At 72.4% G+C, this 20,333-nt stretch carries 21 protein-coding genes; 8 read left to right on the forward strand and 13 right to left on the reverse strand.

The features are described 5' to 3' along the window. Nucleotides 1-4: 4 nt before the first annotated feature. Entirely contained in the window at nucleotides 5-1,474 is a 1,470-nt protein-coding gene (locus ACZ6NZ_RS13950) for an NAD(P)H-hydrate dehydratase (RefSeq protein WP_465858531.1), read from the reverse strand. A 55-nt stretch (nucleotides 1,475-1,529) separates the two neighbouring features. Next, nucleotides 1,530-1,898 (reverse strand): holo-ACP synthase, encoded by a 369-nt coding sequence (locus ACZ6NZ_RS13955; RefSeq protein WP_465858532.1) that lies wholly within the window; start codon nucleotides 1,896-1,898, stop codon nucleotides 1,530-1,532. A gap of 174 nt (nucleotides 1,899-2,072) precedes the next feature. Between ACZ6NZ_RS13955 and ACZ6NZ_RS13960 the strand changes: the two genes are divergently transcribed. Both ACZ6NZ_RS13960 and ACZ6NZ_RS13965 read left to right on the forward strand, forming a co-directional pair. Next, nucleotides 2,073-2,369: a hypothetical protein gene (locus ACZ6NZ_RS13960; protein WP_465858533.1), complete on the forward strand. Its 297-nt coding sequence runs from the start codon at nucleotides 2,073-2,075 to the stop codon at nucleotides 2,367-2,369. Beyond that, the gene (locus tag ACZ6NZ_RS13965) at nucleotides 2,366-3,958 is read left to right on the forward strand and encodes an alpha/beta hydrolase (protein ID WP_465858534.1); all 1,593 of its coding nucleotides are present in this window, start codon (nucleotides 2,366-2,368) and stop codon (nucleotides 3,956-3,958) included. The genes ACZ6NZ_RS13960 and ACZ6NZ_RS13965 overlap by 4 nt, the downstream gene beginning before the upstream one ends. Nucleotides 3,959-4,015: 57 nt before the next feature. On the opposite strand, the gene glmS is transcribed toward ACZ6NZ_RS13965, so the two are convergent. Beyond that, nucleotides 4,016-5,929: a glutamine--fructose-6-phosphate transaminase (isomerizing) gene (gene glmS, locus ACZ6NZ_RS13970; protein WP_366612121.1), complete on the reverse strand. Its 1,914-nt coding sequence runs from the start codon at nucleotides 5,927-5,929 to the stop codon at nucleotides 4,016-4,018. Nucleotides 5,930-6,451: 522 nt separating this feature from the next. Here glmS and ACZ6NZ_RS13975 point away from each other — a divergent pair. Both ACZ6NZ_RS13975 and ACZ6NZ_RS13980 read left to right on the forward strand, forming a co-directional pair. Continuing rightward, nucleotides 6,452-7,177 carry an MmpS family transport accessory protein gene (locus ACZ6NZ_RS13975; RefSeq protein WP_465858535.1) on the forward strand — a complete coding sequence of 242 codons (726 nt, stop codon included), beginning with the start codon at nucleotides 6,452-6,454 and terminating at the stop codon, nucleotides 7,175-7,177. Between the two features lie 79 nt (nucleotides 7,178-7,256). Continuing rightward, nucleotides 7,257-8,414: a pyridoxal phosphate-dependent aminotransferase gene (locus tag ACZ6NZ_RS13980; protein ID WP_465858865.1), complete on the forward strand. Its 1,158-nt coding sequence runs from the start codon at nucleotides 7,257-7,259 to the stop codon at nucleotides 8,412-8,414. On the opposite strand, the gene ACZ6NZ_RS13985 is transcribed toward ACZ6NZ_RS13980, so the two are convergent. After that, a complete protein-coding gene (locus ACZ6NZ_RS13985) occupies nucleotides 8,380-9,048 on the reverse strand; it encodes a PadR family transcriptional regulator (RefSeq protein WP_465858536.1) in 669 nt (222 codons plus the stop codon). The two genes, ACZ6NZ_RS13980 and ACZ6NZ_RS13985, sit on opposite strands and share 35 nt — an antisense overlap. 73 nt (nucleotides 9,049-9,121) lie before the next feature. On the opposite strand from ACZ6NZ_RS13985, the gene ACZ6NZ_RS13990 reads away from it, so the two are divergent. Further along, nucleotides 9,122-11,947 carry an FtsX-like permease family protein gene (locus tag ACZ6NZ_RS13990; RefSeq protein WP_465858537.1) on the forward strand — a complete coding sequence of 942 codons (2,826 nt, stop codon included), beginning with the start codon at nucleotides 9,122-9,124 and terminating at the stop codon, nucleotides 11,945-11,947. 5 nt (nucleotides 11,948-11,952) lie between these two features. Then, nucleotides 11,953-12,699 carry an ABC transporter ATP-binding protein gene (locus tag ACZ6NZ_RS13995; protein ID WP_465858538.1) on the forward strand — a complete coding sequence of 249 codons (747 nt, stop codon included), beginning with the start codon at nucleotides 11,953-11,955 and terminating at the stop codon, nucleotides 12,697-12,699. 18 nt (nucleotides 12,700-12,717) lie between these two features. Here the strand turns inward: ACZ6NZ_RS13995 and glmM are convergent, their stop codons facing one another. From glmM to ACZ6NZ_RS14040, 9 genes are all read right to left on the reverse strand, one after another. Further along, entirely contained in the window at nucleotides 12,718-14,073 is a 1,356-nt protein-coding gene (glmM, locus tag ACZ6NZ_RS14000) for a phosphoglucosamine mutase (RefSeq protein ID WP_465858539.1), read from the reverse strand. Between the two features lie 120 nt (nucleotides 14,074-14,193). Continuing rightward, the gene (rpsI, locus tag ACZ6NZ_RS14005) at nucleotides 14,194-14,667 is read right to left on the reverse strand and encodes a 30S ribosomal protein S9 (RefSeq protein WP_112626216.1); all 474 of its coding nucleotides are present in this window, start codon (nucleotides 14,665-14,667) and stop codon (nucleotides 14,194-14,196) included. Nucleotides 14,668-14,687: 20 nt separating this feature from the next. Then, nucleotides 14,688-15,131: a 50S ribosomal protein L13 gene (gene rplM, locus ACZ6NZ_RS14010; RefSeq protein WP_053653864.1), complete on the reverse strand. Its 444-nt coding sequence runs from the start codon at nucleotides 15,129-15,131 to the stop codon at nucleotides 14,688-14,690. A 209-nt stretch (nucleotides 15,132-15,340) separates the two neighbouring features. After that, nucleotides 15,341-16,723, reverse strand: a complete 1,383-nt coding sequence (locus ACZ6NZ_RS14015; RefSeq protein WP_465858540.1) for a nitrate/nitrite transporter — start codon at nucleotides 16,721-16,723, stop codon at nucleotides 15,341-15,343. Between the two features lie 178 nt (nucleotides 16,724-16,901). Then, nucleotides 16,902-17,195 (reverse strand): hypothetical protein, encoded by a 294-nt coding sequence (locus ACZ6NZ_RS14020; RefSeq protein ID WP_091402325.1) that lies wholly within the window; start codon nucleotides 17,193-17,195, stop codon nucleotides 16,902-16,904. Then, a complete protein-coding gene (locus tag ACZ6NZ_RS14025) occupies nucleotides 17,185-17,442 on the reverse strand; it encodes a DUF6364 family protein (RefSeq protein ID WP_091403518.1) in 258 nt (85 codons plus the stop codon). The genes ACZ6NZ_RS14020 and ACZ6NZ_RS14025 overlap by 11 nt, the downstream gene beginning before the upstream one ends. Nucleotides 17,443-17,531: 89 nt before the next feature. Beyond that, nucleotides 17,532-18,227 carry a class I SAM-dependent methyltransferase gene (locus ACZ6NZ_RS14030; protein WP_465858541.1) on the reverse strand — a complete coding sequence of 232 codons (696 nt, stop codon included), beginning with the start codon at nucleotides 18,225-18,227 and terminating at the stop codon, nucleotides 17,532-17,534. Between the two features lie 133 nt (nucleotides 18,228-18,360). Beyond that, nucleotides 18,361-18,555: a DUF397 domain-containing protein gene (locus tag ACZ6NZ_RS14035; RefSeq protein ID WP_334498933.1), complete on the reverse strand. Its 195-nt coding sequence runs from the start codon at nucleotides 18,553-18,555 to the stop codon at nucleotides 18,361-18,363. Further along, on the reverse strand, nucleotides 18,552-19,319 hold the full coding sequence (locus ACZ6NZ_RS14040; RefSeq protein ID WP_465858542.1) for a DUF5753 domain-containing protein: 768 nt from the start codon (nucleotides 19,317-19,319) through the stop codon (nucleotides 18,552-18,554). The genes ACZ6NZ_RS14035 and ACZ6NZ_RS14040 overlap by 4 nt, the downstream gene beginning before the upstream one ends. 266 nt (nucleotides 19,320-19,585) lie before the next feature. Here ACZ6NZ_RS14040 and ACZ6NZ_RS14045 point away from each other — a divergent pair, with 266 nt between their 5' ends. Beyond that, nucleotides 19,586-19,915, forward strand: a complete 330-nt coding sequence (locus tag ACZ6NZ_RS14045) for a hypothetical protein (protein ID WP_465858543.1) — start codon at nucleotides 19,586-19,588, stop codon at nucleotides 19,913-19,915. Beyond that, a complete protein-coding gene (locus tag ACZ6NZ_RS14050; protein WP_465858544.1) occupies nucleotides 19,912-20,187 on the forward strand; it encodes a hypothetical protein in 276 nt (91 codons plus the stop codon). The genes ACZ6NZ_RS14045 and ACZ6NZ_RS14050 overlap by 4 nt, the downstream gene beginning before the upstream one ends. Nucleotides 20,188-20,333: the final 146 nt, after the last annotated feature.

Genomic DNA, 20,333 nt, shown 5'->3' on the forward strand with positions numbered 1-20,333 from the left:
CCGGTCAGCCCAGCCGGGCCAGCACCGGACGCAGCGCGGTCGCCACGTCGGGCGCGGTCACCGGCCCGCCCCGGGCCGCCTCCCGCCCGGCCAGCCCGTGCAGGTACGCGGCCGAGGCGGCGGCCCGATCGGCGGGCACCCCGGCCGCCAGCAGCGAGCCGAGCAGCCCGGCCAACACGTCGCCGGTGCCGCCGGTGGCCAGCGCCGGGGTGCCGGTCGGATTGACGTACGCCCGACCGTCCGGCGTGCCGATCACCGTGCGATCCCCCTTGAGCAGCACCACCGCGTTCATCCAGGCGGCCAGCCGCAACGCGGCGCCGACCCGGTCGGCGCCCGGCTCCTCCCCGCAGAGACGGGTGAACTCCCGGTCGTGCGGGGTGACCACGATGGGCGCGTCCCGACCTCGCAGCCGGTCGGCGAGCGAGCCGTCCACCAGCAGGGTCAGGGCGTCGGCGTCGAGCACCACCGGCACCGGGGCGGCCAGTACGGCGCGCAGCTCGGCCGCCGAATCGGCACCGGTGCCCAGCCCGGAGCCGCAGACCCAGGCCTGCACCCGGCCCGCGTCGGCGACCCGCCCGCTGGCGATCACCGAGGGGTGCTGGTGCAGCACCTCGGCTCGGGCGCTGCCGGCGTAGCGGACCAGGCCGGTCGGCCCGGCCAGGGCGCCGCCTACGGAGAGCACCGCCGCACCGGGGTAGGTCGCCGAGCCGGTCGCCACCCCCACCACGCCCCGGGTGTACTTCTCCGACGCCGCGCCCAGCTGGGGCCACCAGTCGACAATGTCGGACCATTCGGTGACCCGCAGCGCCGGGCTGCCGCGCAGCCACGGCCGCAGCCCGATGTCGACCAGCTCGACCTGCCCGGCCAGCGTGGCGGCCGGGCCGACCACCAGGGCGGGCTTCAGCGCGCCGAAGGCCACCGTCACGTCGGCGCGCACCGCTGTGGGCCGGCCGGACGCGGACAGCGGCACGTGGCCGGTGTCGACCGCGACCCCGCTGGGCACGTCGACCGCGAGCACCGTGGCCCGTCCCCCGTCGCGCCCGCGCAGCTCGCCGAGGCGCTGGACCACCTCGTCCGCGTTCGCCCGCAGCCCACCGGTGCCACCGATGCCGACGATGCCGTCGAGGACCAGGTCGACCGGGCCGGCCGGGGCCTGGACCAGTTGGCCACCAGCGGCTCGCAGCGCGGCCAGGCCAGCGGCGTGCCCCCGCCCGGGGGTGAGCAGCAGGGCGGACACGTGGACGCCTCGCCGGGCCAACCGCTCCCCCGCGTACAGCGCGTCGCCGCCGTTGTCACCGGAGCCCACCAGCAGCAGCACCCGACCCCCGTAGACGCCGCCCCGCTCGGCGAGCAGGAGCGCGGCCCGTCGGGCCAGGCCGGCGGCGGCCCGCTGCATCAGCGTCCCCTCCGGCAGCTTGCCCATCAACCCCGCCTCGGCCGCCCGTACGTCGGCCACCCGCCACACCGCTCTCATGCCACCGTGTCCCATTCAGTTAGCGGGCTGACCTGACCGGTCCTCCCGGCCGACGTCATCGTTCCGCGACCACCATCGCCGACGCGATCCCGCCGTCGTGCGACAACGAGAGATGCCAGTGGTTGACCCCGCGCGCGTCGGCCACCGCCGCGACAGTGCCGGAGACGGCCAACCAGGGGCGGCCAGCCGGGTCGGGCACGACCTCGCAGTCGTGCCAGTTGAGCCCGGCCGGGGCGCCGAGCGCCTTGGCCACCGCCTCCTTGGCGGCGAACCGGGCGGCGAGCGACTCGGGCGAGCGCGGGCCGCCGGAGCGGGTGTGCCGCTCGGCCTCGGTGAAGAGCCGGTCGGCGAGCAGCGGCGTCCGTGCCAGGGCCCGGGCGAACCGGTCGACCAGGACCACGTCGATGCCGACAGCGACGATCACCACACCACCCTACCGGCGGTCGAGGCCGCAGATTAGCCGTCGGGCCCGCGCTGGGCAACGCCTGTGGACGCCCCGGGGTACGCCTCGACGTCGGCTGTCCACAGGGCACCTCGCGGCCTCCGGTACGTGCCTAGCGTGAGCGCGTCGATACCGATCGTCCACGGGGGTGTGGTCATGACCGACGAGCCGTTCGCCGTGCAGCCGGAGGAGTTGCGGGCGGTCGCCGGCCTGCTCGACGACGAGGCGCGCCGGTTGGCGTCGGGCCTCGCGGGGTTCCCCGGCCTGGTGGTGGCGGCCCCCGAATGGCGAGCCGGCGTGGCGCTGGCCGGGTTGGAGGCGGCCGGGCATGCCTGGTTCCGCCGGCTGGGTGACCGTGTCGCGGCGACCTCCGGCGACGTCCGGGCGGCGGCCGACGCGTACGAGACGGTGGACGACCGGGCCGCCGGCCGGTTCGCCTCCCTACCTCGGTGAGCAGCGTCGGTTACCGACAGCTGTGGGCTGTCGATCCTGGTGGGTGGCGGGCCGCCGGGGCGGCGTGGGCGGGGTTGGCCAGGCCACTCGATCGGCGTCTTGGCGAGCTGCGCGCGACCACCGGGCGGTTGGGGGACGGTTGGTCGGGTCCGGCCGCCACGGCGGCGGACACCCGCCTCAACCGTCTGCGTGACGAGCTGGCCTCGATCGCACCAGCGCTGATCGAGGTCGATCAGGTGCTGGCGGAGTTGGCCGGTGGGTTGGCGGTGGCGAAGGCGCGGCTCTCCCAGGCGGTCTCCCAGGCCGACGCGGCCGGCCTGCTGGTGGACCGCTCGGGTGCGGTGCGGGTCGATCCGGCCCGGCTTCGACCCACCGAGCGGGCCGGGGTCGCCGCGGCTGGAGTGGCCGCGGCCCTGCGGGCCGCGCTCGACGGGGCAGCCGCTGCGGACCGGGTCGCCGCGGACCGGTTGGATGAGCTGGCCAGGGCCGCCGGCACCGGTTGGACGTCCCCGCCTCCGCCGGGCCGACCGGCTCTCGGTGCCGCGCCCACGCTCGTCAGCGCCTGGTGGTCCGGGTTGACGCCGGCGCAGCGACGGTGGCTGATCGTTGGCGAGCCGGCCCTGGTGGGCCGGTTGGACGGGCTGCCGGTGGCCGCCCGGGACCAGGCCAACCGGTTACGCCTCGACGCCTGGCGTACGGAGTTGCTGCTCGAGCGGCGACGGCTGCTGTCCCAGGTGCCGCCGGGACCGCTCGCGTTGATCCGGTTGCGCGGGGTGGCCGGGCGGCTGGCCGGTCTGGACGCGCTGGTCGGCCGGCTGACGGCCGGCGAGGCGCCGCGGGCGTACCTGCTCGGGTTGGATCCGGCGGGTGAGGGCCGGGCGGTGGTGGCGCTCGGCGACCCGGACCACGCCGACCGGGTGCTGACCTACGTGCCGGGGATGACCGCCGGCCTGGACGACGCCTCCGGCGAGCTGGGCAGGGCGGCCCGCGTGCTGGAGCGGTGCGCCGCGCTCGCCCCGGATGAGCGCAGCGCGGCGGTGCTCTGGTTGGACTACGACGCTCCGGATCTGCTGAACGAGGCCGCCTCGGCGGGGCAGGCCCGGGACGCCGGCCCGGGGTTGCACCGTTTCCAGGAGGGGCTGCGCGTCAGCCACGACGGGCCGCCGGCCCGGCAGACGGTGCTCGGGCACAGCTACGGGTCACTGGTGGTGGGTGTGGCCGCCCGGGAGCATGGCCTGGCCGCCGACGCACTGGTCTTCGTCGGCTCCCCCGGTGTCGGCGCGTCGCACGCCGCCGAGCTGGGCGTGCCGCCCGGGGAGGTCTGGGCGAGCAGCGCCCCCGACGACGTGATCCGGGCCGCCCGGTCGCCGGACGAGCTGGGCCGGCGGGCACTGTTCGGCGCGGCACCACTCGCCGCCATGCTCGGTTGGCCCGGCCGGACGGGGCACGAGCTGTGGTTCGGTCACGACCCGGCCGATCCCGGCTTCGGTGGGCGGGTGTTCCCCAGCGGCCGCGGCGGGCACACCGGCTACTGGGAGGCGGGCAACCCGGCGCTGGACGGCATGGCCCGTGTCGTGCTGGGCCGGTGACGATGAGACCCCGGCCGCCGCGACGTGCGGCGACCGAGGTTCCGGACGAGGGGGTGCCTACTCGACGGTGACCGACTTGGCCAGGTTGCGGGGCTGGTCCACGTCGTGCCCCCGGGCGGCGGCGATCTCGGCGGCGAGCACCTGCAACGGGACGGTGGTGACGAGCGGGGCCAGCAGGGTGGGCGTACGCGGCACGTAGATCAGGTGGTCGGCGTACCGGACGACCGCCTCGTCACCCTCCTCCGCGATCACGATGGTCCGCGCGCCCCGTGCCCGTACCTCCTGGATGTTGGACACGACCTTGTCGTGCAACATGCCCCGGCCCACCGGCGAGGGCACCACGCAGATGACCGGGGTGCCCTTGTCGATCAGGGCGATCGGGCCGTGCTTCAGCTCACCGGCGGCGAAGCCCTCGGCGTGCATGTACGCCAGCTCCTTGAGCTTCAGCGCGCCCTCCAGGGCCACCGGGTAGCCGACGTGCCGGCCGATGAACAGCACCGTCGGCTCGGACTTCAGCTCCCGGGCCAGCTCGCGGACGGGCTCGATCCGGTCGAGCAGCTCCCGCAGCTTGCCGGGGATCTCCTGCAACTGCGCGACCACCGCGCCCACCTCGTCGGCGAACTTGATGCCGCGGACCTGGGCCAGGTGCAGGCCGATGAGATAGCAGGCGACGACCTGGGTGAGGAACGCCTTGGTGGAGGCGACGGCGATCTCCGGCCCACCGTGGGTGTAGAGCACGGCGTCGGACTCGCGGGGGATCGTCGAGCCGTTGGTGTTGCAGATCGCCAGCACCCGGGCCTTCTGCTCCTTGGCGTGACGCAGCGCCATGAGGGTGTCCATGGTCTCGCCGGACTGCGAGATGACCACGATCAGCGTGGACCGGTCGAGCACCGGGTCGCGGTAGCGGAACTCGCTGGCCAGCTCCACCTCGCACGGGATCCGGGTCCAGTGCTCGATGGCGTACTTGGCGACCATGCCGGCGTGGTACGCGGTGCCGCAGGCCACGATGAAGATCTTGTCGACGTCGCGCAGATCCTGGTCGCTGAGGCGGACCTCGTCGAGGGCGATCTCACCGCTCTCGGTGAGCCGGCCCAGCAGCGTGTCGGCGATGGCCTGCGGCTGCTCCTCGATCTCCTTGAGCATGAACCAGTCGTAGCCGCCCTTTTCCGCGGCCGAGGAGTCCCAGTCGATGTGGAAGTCCTGGCCGGCGGCGGGCTGGCCCTCGAAGTCGGTGATCTCGATGCTGTCACCGGTGATCAGCACGATCTGGTCCTGGCCCAGCTCGACCGCTTCCCGGGTGTGCTCGATGAATGCGGCCACGTCGCTGGCCAGGTAGTTCTCCCCGTCGCCCCGGCCGACCACCAGCGGCGAGTTGCGCCGGGCGCCGACGACCGCGCCGGGCACGGCGGCGTCCACGGCGAGCAGCGTGAACGCGCCCTCCAGGCGCTGGCAGACCACGCGCATGCCGGCGGCGAGCAGTTGCGGGCCGTCCGGCTGGCCGGCGGCGCGCAGGTCGGCCAGCGCGGCGGCGAGCAGGTGCGCGGCGCACTCGGTGTCGGTGTCGCTGGTGAACTGGACGCCGTCGGCCTCCAGCTCGGCGCGGAGTTTGGCGAAGTTCTCGATGATGCCGTTGTGGATCACCGCGACCCGCCCGTCGGGGGCGACGTGGGGGTGGGCGTTGCGGTCGGTCGGGCCGCCGTGGGTGGCCCACCGGGTGTGCCCGATGCCGGTGGTGCCGTCACCGATGCCGATCGGGCTGGCCGCGCAGGAGGTCGGGTCGTCGGCGGCCCGCTCGGACAGCACCTTCTCCAGGTTGGCCAGCTTGCCGGCCTTCTTCTCGGTCAGCAGCTGATCGTCACAGACGATCGCGACGCCGGCCGAGTCGTAGCCACGGTATTCCAGCCGCCGCAGCCCGTCGAGGACGATGCCGAGTGCGGGGCGCGCGCCCGCGTATCCCACGATTCCACACATGGCCCGCAGCCTAACCCAGTTTCACTCACGTTGGTTGCTCGAAAGTCGGGTTATCAATCACGGAATCTGAGCGATCAGGGCCTACGCGGCCGCAACGGGACGAGCGTCACAGGCCCCTCGCGAGCCGCTCCGCAGGGCGGGGTTGCGACACGCCTTCGGGTGCGGAAGTCTCTCGGCGGGTTTGGCGCTCCCGTCCACGGCCCGTTCGTCCCATACCCACTCCCGCCCGGAGCAGCCATGTCCGACGCGCCGTCGCCCGAACCGACCCCCTCGTCCGCTCCGGAGCCGGCTCCCCCCGCGCTTCCGCCGGACCCGACGGCGCCGCCGTCCACGGCTCCGTCTTCGGCCCCCGACCCGCTGGCGCCGGGCCAGCCGTGGGCCCCGCAGGCCCCCTGGGCGCCACCTCCGCCGGCCGCGCCGTGGACGCCGCCGCCGCACGCCAGCCAGTGGACGCCACAACCGTCCACGACGCCGTGGTCGCCCGACCCGCAGACGCCCCCCTGGTCGCCCGACTCCTCCGGCTTGCCGTCGACCGGATCGCCACCGCCGGCGGGGTGGCCCACGCCCGACGGGCAGCCGCAGACCGCTGGCTGGCCGCCGCCCGGCACCGGCTATCCGCCCCCCGGCACCGGCTGGCCGCCGCCCGGTTATCCGCCGCCGTACGCCTACCCCGGGTATTCGCAGGTCCCCGGCAAGCCGGCCACGAGCAGCGGGCGGATCGTCGGGATCGTCGTCGCGGCCGTCGTGGCACTCGTCCTACTGGTGTGTGGCTGCCTCTGCGTTTCTGGCCTGTGGCTCGACCAGACAAACCCGGACCCGGTCGCCGTGGAGCCGTGGATCGCCCCCGACGACGACGGCTGGACGGCGCCCACCAGCGGGCCGATCATCCCGGAGCGGCCCACCGCGCCGCAGCCGCCCGCCGCGTCCCCCACCCCCAGCAAGAAGCCGATCACCCGACCGACCTCAGGACCGGCACCCGTGACGGTGGTCTACCAGCTCAGCGGGTCGGGTGTCGTCGACCTGGCGTACTTCGACGCCGAGAGCGACCTCATCCACGTCGACGGCCAGAAACTGCCCTGGAGCACCACCATCCGCACCAACGGCAAGACCCGGGTGATGGTGGAGGCCAGATGGGCCGACGACGAGGGTGAGAGACCACTCGACTGCACCGTCACGGTCACCGGTACCGGCAAGCCGGTCGTCAAGAAGATCCGCGGGTACTGGGCGACCAGTTGCACCCCCGAGTGAGGCTGGGGTCCGAGCCGGGTATGGCCGTAGGCTGGCGCAGGTGACGACGAGCACCGATGTCGACCCGCTGGTGGCCCGGATGCGGCCGTTCGGCACGACGATCTTCGCCGAGATGTCCGCCCTCGCCGTACGCACCGGCGCGGTCAACCTCGGCCAGGGGTTTCCCGACACCGACGGCCCGCCGGAGATGCTGGCCGCCGCCGCCGAGGCGCTGCGCAACGGGCAGAACCAGTACCCGCCCGGCCCGGGGATCCCCGCCCTGCGCGCGGCCGTCGCGGCGCATCAGCGGCGGTTCTACGACCTGGCGTACGACCCGGACAGCGAGATCGTGATCACGGCGGGCGCGACCGAGGCGGTCGCGGCGAGCATCCTCGCGCTCTGCGAACCGGGTGACGAGGTGGTGTGCTTCGAGCCGTACTACGACTCGTACGCCGCCTCGATCGCGTTGGCCGGCGCGGTCCGCCGGCCGGTGACGTTGCGCCCCTCGGCCGACGGCCGGTACGCCTTCGACCCGGCGGCGCTGCGTGCGGCGTTCGGTCCACGCACCCGGCTGGTGCTGCTGAACTCGCCGCACAACCCGACCGGCAAGGTCTTCACCCCGGCCGAGTTGGCGCAGGTCGCCGAGTTGTGTCAGGAGTTCGGCGCGTACGCGGTCACCGACGAGGTGTACGAGCACCTGGTCTTCACCGACGCGTCGAGCCCGCACGTGCCGCTCGCCGGCCTGCCCGGGATGCGGGAGCGGACGCTGCGCATCTCGTCGGCCGGCAAGACGTTCTCCTGCACGGGGTGGAAGGTCGGCTGGGCGAGCGGCCCGGCGGCGCTGGTCTCGGCGCTGGTCCGGGTGAAGCAGTTCCTCACCTATGTCAACGCCGCGCCGCTGCAACCGGCGGTGGCCGTGGCGCTGGCCCTGCCGGACGCCTACTACACCGGCTTCCGGGACGGTCTCCAGCAGCGGCGGGACCAGCTCGTCGGTGGTCTGACCGACGCCGGTTTCGAGGTGCTCGACTCGGAGGGGACGTACTTCGTCACCGCCGACATCACCGCCCTCGGCGGCCGGGACGGGGTGGAGTTCTGCCGCTCGTTGCCGGAGCGCTGCGGTGTGGTGGCGGTGCCCACCCAGGTCTTCTACGACGACGTCGACGCGGGCCGGCGGCTGGTCCGGTTCGCCTTCTGCAAGCGCCCGGAGGTGCTGACCGAGGCGGTCAGCCGGCTGCACGCTCTGCGCGCGAGCCGCTGACCCGTCCGGAGCCGCTGACCTGCCCGGAGTCGCTGACCCGCCCCGCGCCGGTCGACCCCGGGTCGGTCGTCGACTGGTCCGCAGTCGACATCGCGAGTCGGGTGAGCAGTTGACCGTCGTCACCGAGCAGCACCGCCTCGGCGTCGTCCACGAAGGACAGGTCCGCGCTCACGTGCCGGCTGGCCGCGGTGAGCAGCAACCCGACCACCGGGTCCTCGGCGGCCCGCCGTAGGCCGTCCAGGTTGCGCAGCTCGCGCAGCAGGTGGCCACGCTGGTTGCTCAGCACGGCGCGGACGGTGGCCGCGGAGCCAGACCGGGCGGCGGCGGTGACCTTGAGGAAGAAGTCGTCCCGAAATCCGCCGCTGCGTGGGCTCGGCTCGGTCAGCCACCGCGCCAGCTCCGCGCGGCCGGCCGGGGTGATCTCGTAGACCACCCGATCCGGCTTGATCGGTTGCGGTTGCCGTTCGGCGACGACCAGTTCGTCCCGGGAGAGCCGGTCGAGGATCTGATAGAGGTGGCCGATGTTCAGCGGCCCCCACTGCGGGCCGACGGCGGCTTCGAACGCGCCCTTGAGCTGGTAGCCGTGGCTCGGGCCACCAGCGAGCAGGGCGAGGACAGCGTGCTGGATCGCCATGTCACCTCCGGTACGGGTCTTGCATTGTCACAATGTATCGCGCACAGTGAGAGCCAGCACACGGGGAGGCGCGATGCTCGGCTTCATCTGGAGACAGCTGCGCGGCCGTGCGGGGCGGTCGGTGGCGCTACTGGTCGGCGTGCTGGTGGCTACCACCGGCTTCGTGGTCCTGACCGGCGCCACCACCACCTCTCGGCTGGACGTCACCGGCACGGTCCAGCGCAACACCCAGGTCGCCTACGACATCCTCGTCCGTCCCCAGGGAACCCGCACGCCGCTCGAAGCCGAGCGCGGGCTGGTCCGCCCCAACTATCTCTCCGGACTCTTCGGTGGCATCACCACCGAGCAGTACGAGCAGGTGACGAGCGTCCCCGGCATAGAGGTGGCGGCCCCGATCGCGATGCTCGGCTATTCCACCACCCTGCTACCGACGCCGATCGACCTCACCGACGCCGTCGACCGCTCGCTGGACCAGCAGCTCATCCGGGTGGACCCGACCTTTCACGCCGAACGCGGTCTCTCCAGCGCGCCGGGCAGACCCCGGTTCGTGTACGTGACCACGAAGCCGTTGATCTACCCCCGGATCGACTGGGGAACCCTCGGTGACGCCACGCCGTACTCCGATGGGCGGTCCTACCCCTGGTCGGACACCTGCGGGCCGGTCCCCCGCGAGGTGCAGCCGGACGGGCGCAGCCTCCCCATCTGCGATCCGGGGTACGCGCTGCTGGGCAACCCGGGCACCTACTCCGAGCGCGAGGACTGGTCCCTGCACGCCGTCCACCTGCTGCCCGACGGCCGGTTCCAGGCCGACTCCTACGTCCTCGCCACCGACCGGGACGGCTCCGCCACACCCACCGACCGGCTGGTGATGGCGTACGACCTGACAGTGCCGTTCCTGCTGGCCGCTGTGGACCCGGCGGCCGAGGGACAACTCGTCGGGCTCGACGACGCCGTGGTCGCCGGTCGAGCCGTCCACACGGACGACAAGGTCGCCGTCAACCGCCGGGGCTCGGCGGACAACCACGAGGTCCCGGTCCTCGTCACCAACCGACCCTTCATCGACGAATCGCTGGCGGCCAGGTTCACCCGGCTCGCGATCAGCCCCGCCGGGGTGGAGGCGATCGACCTGGAGGAGACGTTGAACCGCCCCGGGGGGAGTCCCGCCGGATCCGGTCGGTACGACCTCACCGCCGGGCACCAGGCGATGCTCACCGAGGAACTCTCCATGGCCGGGTGCTGCCACGGCCAACTTCAGACGGTCGTCCAGTCGGCCGAGGTGCAGTACGACCCATTACCCGACGGCATCCTGCGGGCCCGCCAGCAACCGCCCGGCGACCCCGAGGTGTATGGCAAGTGGGAGACGTTCAACCCGCTGCCCCGCCCCTGGCTCGCCGACGACACCGGTTTCCGGTCGATACGGGCGCTGCCGCTACCCGTGGGCGCGAACACCCCCAACCGTTTCTGGCGGGCTGTCGGTGTCTTCGACCCGGGCCGGCTGGCCGGCTTCAGTGACCTCGGCCAACTGCCGCTGGAGACCTACCAGGCGCCGACGGCAGCGGGTGCCGACGACCGCAGCCGGGCAGCGCTGGGCGGCCAGCCGCTGGCACCCAGCGGCAATCCCGCCGGCTATCTCTCCGCACCGCCGCTGCTGCTCACCAACCTCGGCAGCGTGCCGAAGATCCTGGAGGGTGGCGGCGGGCCACAGGCCAAGGCCCCGATCAGCGCTGTCCGGGTACGGGTGGCCGACGTGGACGGCTACACCGAGCGGTCGGCCGAGCGGGTCCGACTGGTCGCCGAACAGATCGCGGCCCGTACCGGGCTCGACGTCGACATCACACTCGGCTCGTCGGGGGCGCCGCAGACCGTGGAGCTGCCCGCCGGCTCGTTCGGCCGGCCGACCCTGAGGCTGACCGAGAACTGGTCGGCGCTCGGTGTGGCTTCGATCATCACCCAGGCGGTGGACCGTAAGAGCCTGGTGCTCTTCGTGCTGGTGCTGGTGGTCTGCGTGCTCTTCCTCGGCAACGCGGTCAGCGCCGCCGTCCGGGACCGGCGCTCCGAGTTGGCGGTGCTCTCCTGCCTCGGCTGGCCGGTCCGCCGCATCGCGGCGCTGATCCTGGGCGAGGTCGCCCTGCTCGGGCTTCTCGCGGGCCTGCTCTCGCTGATTCTCGCGATCCCGCTCGGAATCGCGCTCGGCATCGACGTCGACTGGCGGCGGGCCGCCCTGGCCGTACCCGTGGCACTGCTGCTGGCGGTGGCGGCGGGCCTGGTGCCGGCGCTGCGGGCCGCGCGCACCCACCCGGCCGCCGCCCTCCGCCCGATCGTCGCTCCCGCCGGCTGGGTACGGCGGCCACGCACCCTCTTCGGGTTGGCGCTGGTGAATCTGGCCCGCACCCCCGGGCGCACGTTCCTCGGTGCCGGCGCGCTGGCCATCGGGGTCGCCGCCCTGACGCTGGTCACCGCCGCCGCGTGGGCGTTCCGGGGCGCGATCGTCGGCAGCGTGCTCGGCGACGTGGTCTCGCTGAGCGTGCGCGGCGCGGACACCGTGGCCGCTGCGGCCACCGTGCTGCTCGGCGCCGCTGCGGTGGCGGACGTGCTCTACCTGAACATCCGCGACCGGGCCGCCGAGTTGGCCACCTTGCGGGCGATCGGCTGGACCGACGCCGCACTCGGCCGGCTGGTCGGCTACGAGGGGCTGGCGCTGGGGCTCGTCGGTTCGACGACCGGCGCGGTGATCGGCCTGGTCAGCGCGGGCTGGCTGATCGGCGCCCTTCCCGGCGCGCTGGTTCTGGTGGCCGCACTGGTCGCGCTGGCGGGCACGCTGGTGAGCGCCGTCGCCGCGCTGGTGCCCGCCGCCCTGCTGCCGCGCCTACGACCCGCCCGACTTCTGGCAGAGGAGTAGCAGTCATGAGCGAGCAGATCGGTAGCGCGATCTCGGTCGACCGCCTGACCCGACGATTCGGCATCGGCGCGGACCAGCTGACCGCTGTCGACGACGTGTCCCTCTCCGTCGCGGCCGGCTCGGTGGTGGCGTTGACCGGGCCGAGCGGGTCGGGCAAGTCGACGCTGCTGCACCTCATCGGCGCGATCGAGCAGCCCGACGAGGGCACCGTGACCGTCGACGACGTGGTGGTCAGCGACCTGCGCCGGGCCGCACTGGCCCGCTACCGGCAACGGGTCGGGTTCGTGTTCCAGCGCTACCACCTGCTGCCCGCACTCAGCGTGCTGGACAACGTGATCGTGCCGGTCCTCCCCCGGCGGGGCCGGGCCGACCACGCGACCCGAGCCCGTGAGTTGCTCGACGCGGTCGGCCTGGCCGGGCGGGAACGCGCCCTGCCCGCGCAGCTCTCCGGTGGCCAGCAGCAACGGGTCGCCATCGCCCGCGCCCTGATGGGTGCGCCGGGCCTGCTGCTGGCCGACGAACCCACCGGCAACCTCGACTCCACGACCGGCGGGCAGATCCTCGACCTGCTGCTCGACCTGCGTGACCGGCACGGCATGACCATCCTGCTCGCCACCCACGAACAGGCCATCGCTGCCCGCTGCGATCGACTGGTCCGACTGACCGACGGACGCGTCACCGAGGACCTCGACCTCACCGACGGCGAGGACCCCGCCGACACGTACGAGCGGGCGGCCCGACTGCGGTTGTGACGCCGCCCGGAGGTGGCCTCAGACGACCGGGCTCGCGGTGCGGACCAGCTCGGCGATCCGCTCGGCGACCTCACGGGCGGTCGCCTCGGTGGCCGCTTCGACCATCACCCGGACCAGCGGTTCGGTGCCCGACGGGCGCAGCAGCACCCGGCCGGTCTCCCCCAGCTCCGCCTCGGCCCGCTCGACCTCGGCGCGCACCGCGGGTGCGGCGGCGCCGACGGTCCGGTCGCCGACCGGCACGTTGATCAGCACCTGGGGCAGCTTGGTGACCACCGAGGCCAGCTCGGCGAGGGACTGGCCGGTGGCCGCCATCCGAGCCATCAGGTGCAGGCCGGTCAGCACCCCGTCGCCGGTGGTGGCGTGCGCGGGCATCACGATGTGGCCGCTCTGCTCACCGCCGAGCGCCAGCCCGGAGGCGCGCAGCTCCTCCAGCACGTACCGGTCACCGACCTTGGTCTCGATCAGGCGGATGCCCTGCGCGGACATCGCGAGCCGCAGCCCGAGGTTGCTCATCACGGTGGCCACCAGGGTGTCCTGGGTGAGCGTGCCGGCGTCCCGCATGGCCAGCGCGAGGATCGCCATGACCTGGTCGCCGTCGACCTCCTCACCGTCGGCGGTGACCGCCAGGCAGCGGTCGGCGTCGCCGTCGTGGGCGATGCCCAGGTGCGCGCCGTGCTCGACCACGGCGGCGCGCAGCGCCTCGATGTGGTTGGAGCCACAGTCGTCGTTGATGTTCAGCCCGTCGGGCTCCGCGTGGATGGCGATGACCTCCGCGCCGGCCTCCCGGTAGGCGACGGGGGCGACCTCGGCGGCGGCACCGTTGGCGCAGTCGACCACGACCTTGATCCCGTCGAGCCGGTGCGGAACGGTCCCCACCAGGTGCTGGACGTAGTGGTCGGCACCGTCGAGCAGGTCGTGCACCCGGCCGACGCCGGCACCGATCGGCCGGTCCCAGGCGGTGGTGGCGTTCGTCTCGACGGCCGCCTCGATCTGCATCTCGATCTCGTCGGGCAACTTGTGCCCGCCGGCGGCGAAGAGCTTGATGCCGTTGTCCGGCATCGGGTTGTGTGAGGCGGAGAGCATCACACCCAGGTCGGCCTTGGCCTCGGCGGTGAGGAACGCCACCGCCGGGGTGGGCAGCACGCCGACCCGCACCACGTTGGCGCCGGCGCTGGTCAGCCCGGCGACCACGGCTGCCTCCAGCATCTCGCCGCTGGCGCGGGTGTCGCGACCGACGACGGCGAGCGGCGGATGACTACGGTCCGTCTCGGCGAGTGTGTGCGCGGCGGCCACCGCGAGCGCCAACGCCAATTCCGGGGTGAGATCCGCGTTCGCCCGCCCGCGTACGCCGTCCGTGCCGAACAACCGACCCATACCCGCCAACCTCCGAAAGAGCACTGCCAGTGAGGAGAAAGCGGAACGGCCGACCCACCTCCCCCCGACGAGGGGGAGGCGGACCGGCCGTCCGTCAGAAGTACAACGCGCTGGGAAAGATCAGCGCTTCGAGTACTGGGGAGCCTTACGGGCCTTCTTGAGGCCGTACTTCTTGCTCTCCTTGACCCGGGCGTCACGGGTGAGGAAGCCGGCCTTCTTGAGGGCCGGGCGGTCGTCCGGCTCGTTGATGATCAGCGCACGGGCGATGCCCAGCCGGAGCGCGCCGGCCTGGCCGGTGGTGCCGCCGCCCCGCAGGTTGGCGATGACGTCGAACTGCTCGAGCTTCTCGGCGGTGACCAGCGGGTCCTTGATGAGCTGCTGGTGAACCTTGCTCGGGAAGTAGGCCTCGAGGTCCTGGCCGTTGCAGGTGATCTTGCCGGTGCCCGGGACGATGCGGACCCGGACGATGGCCTCCTTGCGGCGGCCCACGGTCTGGATCGGCCGGTCACCACGAGGCGCGCGGGCAACGGGCGCCGGCGCCTCGGTGGCCTCGGGGGCTTCCGGGGCGACCTCGGTCTCGATGATGTCGGTCATGCTGCTTCCTTCGCCCGCGCTCACTGCGCGATCTGCTTGATCTCGAACGGCACCGGCTGCTGCGCGAGGTGCGGGTGCTCGGCACCGGCGTAGACCTTCAGCTTCTTGATCAGCTGACGGCCGAGCTTGTTGTGCGGGAGCATCCCCTTCACAGCCAGCTCGATGGCCCGCTCGGGACGCTTGGTCAGCAGCTCGTCGTAGCCGATCTGCTTCAGACCACCCGGGTAACCGGAGTGGCGGTAAGCGACCTTGGTCTGGCGCTTGTTGCCGGTCAACGCAACCTTGCCCGCGTTCACGATGACGACAAAGTCGCCCGTGTCGACGTGCGGCGCGAAAGTCGGCTTGTGCTTACCACGCAGCAACGTGGCGGCGTGGGTGGCCAGGCGGCCCAGCACGACATCAGAGGCGTCGATGACGTGCCACTGACGCTCGATCTCACCCGGCTTCGGGCTGTACGTACGCACAGGTCTACCTTGTCTCGTCGTCGGTCTGGGGTCGCGCGCCGAGGTGACCAGATCTAGCAGGCCGGACCAGCGCGCACGAACGACCAAGCGTACCTGATGGGGCACGCCTCTGGATGTCGTACAACAGCAGGCAACGATACCCGGCGCCCCGTCCGCAGGTCAAAACGGGGGTACGCGTACGCGCGGCGACCCGCCGAGGGTGGTTCAGCTCACACGTTGGCGAGCCGACCGGCCCTCGGACGGCGGTAGACCACCCAGGTGACCGCGAAGCACAACGCGTACCAGCCGATGAAGGCCAGGTAGGCGGCGTCGGCGTTGCCCGAGCTGAGGAACGACTGGCGGAACGCGATGTTGACCAGCACCCCGCCGAAGGCGCCGATCGCACCCGCGATCCCGATCAACGCGCCGGTCATCCGCCGCGCCCACCGCGCGGCGGCCTCCGGATCACGCCGACCTGCGGCCACCGCGTCCGCCGACCGGGCCCGGAAGATCGCCGGGATCATCTTGTACGTGGAGCCGTTGCCGACGCCGGAGAAGACGAAGAGGGCGAGGAACCCCGCGAGGTAGAGCCCGAACGAACGCTCCCGGGCCGCGTACAGCACTGTGCCCGCGCCGACCGCCATCGCGACGAAGTTCCAGAAGGTCACCCGCGCCCCGCCCAACCGGTCGGCGAGGTGCCCACCCAACGGGCGGATCAGCGAGCCGACCAGCGGTCCCAGGAACGTCAGCCAGGCGGCGTCGACCGGGGTCGGGAAGCGCTCGGCGAACTGGAGCTGGAGCACCTGCCCGAAGGCGAAACCGAAGCCGATGAACGAGCCGAAGGTGCCGATGTAGAGCAGCGACATCACCCAGGTGTGCGGGTCGCGGGCCGCCTCCCGCAACGCGCCCGGCTCGTTGCGCGCCCCGGGCACGGTGTCCAACCAGCGGGCCGCCGCCAGCGCGGCCAGCACGATCAGCGGCAGGTAGACCGCCGGCACCAACCGGGGGTACGCGGCGCCGGCGGTGGCGAGGACCGCCAGGCCGACCAGCTGCACGGCGGGTACGCCCAGGTTGCCGCCACCGGCGTTGAGCCCGAGCGCCCGCCCCTTGAGCCGCTGCGGGTAGAACAGGTTGATGTTCGCCATCGAGGAGGCGAAGTTGCCGCCGCCGACGCCGGTGAGGCAGGCGAGCACCATCAGAGTGGTGTACGACACCCCGGGTTCCAGCAGCACCGTCATCGGGACCGCGGGCACCAGCAACAGCAGTGCGCTGATGATCGTCCAGCGTCGTCCGCCGAAGCGGGCCACCGCCAGCGTGTACGGCAGCCGCAGCACCGCGCCCAGGGCGGCCGGCACGGCGGTGAGCAGGAACTTCCCGGCCGGGTCGATGCCGTACGCGGGGCCGAGGAAGAACACGGTGACCGACCAGAGACTCCACACCGAGAAGCCGACGTGCTCGGCGAAGATGGAGACCCAGAGGTTGCGCCGGGCGATCGGCGCGCCGGTGGCCTGCCAGAAGTCCGGGTCCTCGGGGCGCCAGTCGTGCAGCGGCTGCCGGCGACCGGTGACGGCGGGCGGCTCGGCGGTGACTACGGTGCTGGTGAGCGTGCTCACGGCGGCTCCTCCTCGTCGATGTGACGAGCAGAAACGCTAGGAACGGCCGGTTACCTGGCAGTGCCCGTCGCGGGTCGGGCCGGAAACGGGGATCGCACCACGGGTCGGCGGCGGTGGTGAGCACGCCACCGCGGCTGCGCGGTCGGAGCTGCTGTCGCGGTCAGAGCTGCTGTCGCGGTCAGAGCTGCTGGAGGATGCGCAGCGCGCGGCCGACCCGGAGCATGGTGTCGGTGTCTGCGACGTCCACGCACGCGGTGAACCACTTCTTCATGGGCGAGGAGATCCGGTCGGGCATCACCACGTACCGGCCCATCGACACGGCGAGCGGCGAGTCCCGCAGGAGCGATTCCTCGACCACCTCGACCACGATCACGATGGGCACGTCGGTGGAGTTGTAGACGTCCGAGCTGATCACGAGACCGAGGCGTTCCCGGGCACCTTCGATGCGCCAGATCTCACCCCTACGCAGCACGCGGCCGTCCGCCGGAGAACAGGTCGTTGACCATGCCCACCTCGCGGGCGTCGGCGAGCGCGGCAGACTCCAGATCCAGGCTGGCGCGGCCCACGGCGGCGGCGTGCGCGGTGAAGACCTCGCGCAGCGCCTTCTCCCGGGCGGCCTGGTCCATCCACGCGGAGAGCGACAGCCCTTCGCGCTTGGCGAACCGCCGCGCCTCCTCGATCGTCTCGTCCGTGAACGAGAGAGTCACCTTGGCAGTCATGCCGAGCAGATTACCCACGGGTGTGACCGACAGTCATCCCTGCGTTCACCAGCTCGCCCCCGAGCGGTGAAACGCACATTCCGTCGGGCTCACCCGGCCCGGCCGCCGAACACCGCGAAGCGCCACTCCTTGAAGTAGCAGTCGACGTCGACCAGGCCCGCCTCGGCGAGCCACCGGCACTGGTCGGCCACCGTCGCCGGGCGGTCGTGGCGCATCCGCTCCCGGGAGGCCGCGATCTCGTCGGGGGACGCACCCAGCTCGGTGATCCGCTGCATCCACACCTCGTCGTAGCGCCGGTCCAGTTCCGGCGTCGGGCCGGCCACCTGCTCGGCGTTGACGAACACCCCACCCGGTGCCAGCGCGGCTGCGGCCCGCCGGTAGAGCGCGCGCTTGCCGTCGTCGTCCAGGTGATGGATCGCCAACGCGCTGACCACCGCGTCGTACCGGCCCGGCGGCAGCTCGTCGGCCAGGTCGGCGTGGACCGTTCGGTGTGGCACGGACCGCGCGTCCAACTGGTCGGTGGCGCGGGCGAGCATCGCCGGCGCTCCGTCCACCAGGGTCAGCCGGACTCCGGGCACCGCCGCGGCGAGCAGCAACGAGAGCAGGCCGGTACCCGCGCCCAGGTCCAGAACCTGCGGGGTACGCCCGGCGGCGAGCGCGGCCCGCAACGGCGGCGCGGCCATCTGGACGGCGGTGCCGTAGAAGCTGTCGAAGCACGGCACCAGCCGCCTGCGCGCCTCGTCGTACGTGCCGGCCACAGCGTCGAAGACGTCCGTCACGCTCATCGCGGTCTCCCATATTATGGAACAGTTTTCCCACATTATAAGCGGTGCGGGGAGAGCGCACCTCATCCTGGACACACGAAAGGCCCCCGGTTCCGTGATTCCCAGACGCCGGGGGCAGTTGGTGCTGCGTTGGTCAGCCGACGGGGCCGATGGCCTTCGCCAGATCGACGAAGCCGGCCCATGCCGCTGGTTCGAAGGTCAGCGTCCCGCCGTCGCGGTCTTTGGTGTCGCGGACGAGGACGACGCCGGGAAGGTTGTCAGCAACCTCGACGCAGTTACCGCCGTTGCTGCCGCTGCGGGTGCTCTTACGCCACTGCACGCCGGTCATGTCCATGCCGCTGCCGCTTTCCTGACGAGATCGAGAGACTGTGCCCTCGGTAGGGCTTCGCCAACTATGCGCGCCCACCGTCGTCCGAGGGTAGCAATTTCCGCCGTTTCATCGATGATCTGAGCCCGCACCTGGCCGTCCACATGCGCCACCTGTGTGCCGTCGGGCATCTCGGCGATGGTGAACGGCCCACCAAGGCCGAGATACATCGGCGTGGCAGCCGGCACGACGTGTACCTGCACGTGCGGCAACTCGGCGCACGTCGCGATGCGTTCGCACTGCTCGCGCATCAGGTCGGCGCTGCGCCCGGCTCGTCGCACTAGCACTGCCTCGTCGAGCACGGCGACTACCAGCGGCGGGCGGGAACGGTGCAGGATCGCGTGCCGCAGCATCCGCGCAGACACCTGATCGTCGATCTCTTCGGGGGTCAGCGATTCCATACCGAGTGTCGCCCGCGCGTATGCCTCGGTCTGGAGGAGGCCGGGCACCCATGCCAGCTCGAACCATCGCAGCGCGACCGCCTCGCGCTCGATGTCGATCCACGGCCGGAACCATGCTGGTTCCCGACGGGTAAGGACGTCCGGCCAGAGGTCGGCGACCTCCCGGCCGAGCACCCGGGCGACCTCGACGCGGTGCCGGCTGCGCGGTATGCGTCCTGGATTGGCCCATCGTGCGGCGGTCTTCGGATCGACCCCGACCTGACCAGCGAGGCTTTCGGCGGTCTCCCCCGCTTCGGCCATCGCCGCGATAAGTACCTGATTCATTCTCGACCCCTCGCCGACGTCCCGGACGTCCCAGAGGAATGCTGCTACGGAGTGTATGCGTCCCGCAACCCTGAGGAAGGGTGCTCTGTAGACGGCGCGTCCGGTAGGGACCTGAGACCCGGCGGGCGCGTTCGTGTCGGGGCCGCCCTTGGTCTGCCGCAGATCTTGGACAGTTTCCGTTACCTGGTAACGGAAACTGTCCAAGATCTCGACGGGCGAGCACCACGGGGCGGCCCCTTCCCACAGTGACGACCAGGGAGAGCGCCGTGCCGGATGAGCCGCCGGATCGGAGACCCGCGCCGAAGCCCACGCCACGCAAGCCGCACACGGGTGAGGTCCTGCATCTGACCCGCGCGGCGAGCGTGCAGTTCCTGCGCCCGATCTTCGTCCGGGTGATTCGCGTTCTTGACTGGCCGACGTGCGACGGGTGGCTGTGGATCGACGGCTACGAGCTGGCCGCGAACGGCGACGCGGTCGCCCGCCGTTCCCTGTTCGTGATGCCCGCGGGCCTCATCTGGCCGGACCCACCCGCTCTGGCGGCCCGCCGCCCGACCACCCGCACGCCCGTCAGGCGCGGTCCGGTGAGGGTCGGATGACCCGCCGCCCTCGCCCGCACCAGCCGATGCGCCCGGCGTGGCTCTGCCGTAACTGCGCGGCTGCCTGGCCGTGTTCGCCGGCTCAGCTCCATCTCGCGACCGAGTTCTACGGCCACTCGATCGCCCTGGCGTTCTACCTGGCGGCGAACATGCACGACGCGTTCGACGACCTGTACTCCCTGGGCGTTCGCCCGGACCCACGAGCACTTCACGCCCGGTTCCTGGGCTGGCTGCCAGTGACCCGGCGACCACACCGCGCCGACCTGCGCTGACGGCACCCACGAGGTGGAGTGCGCTGACGCTTTGGAGCTGATGTCGCAAACGAGTCGACCACCGATGCCGTAAACGATTCAGTTCCACAGGCCCCGACTCGCACCCTCCGACCCGCACCCTCCAACGCGCTCGCTGCCCCTGTGCG

The sequence above is a fragment of the Micromonospora sp. NPDC047756 genome (assembly GCF_055587245.1).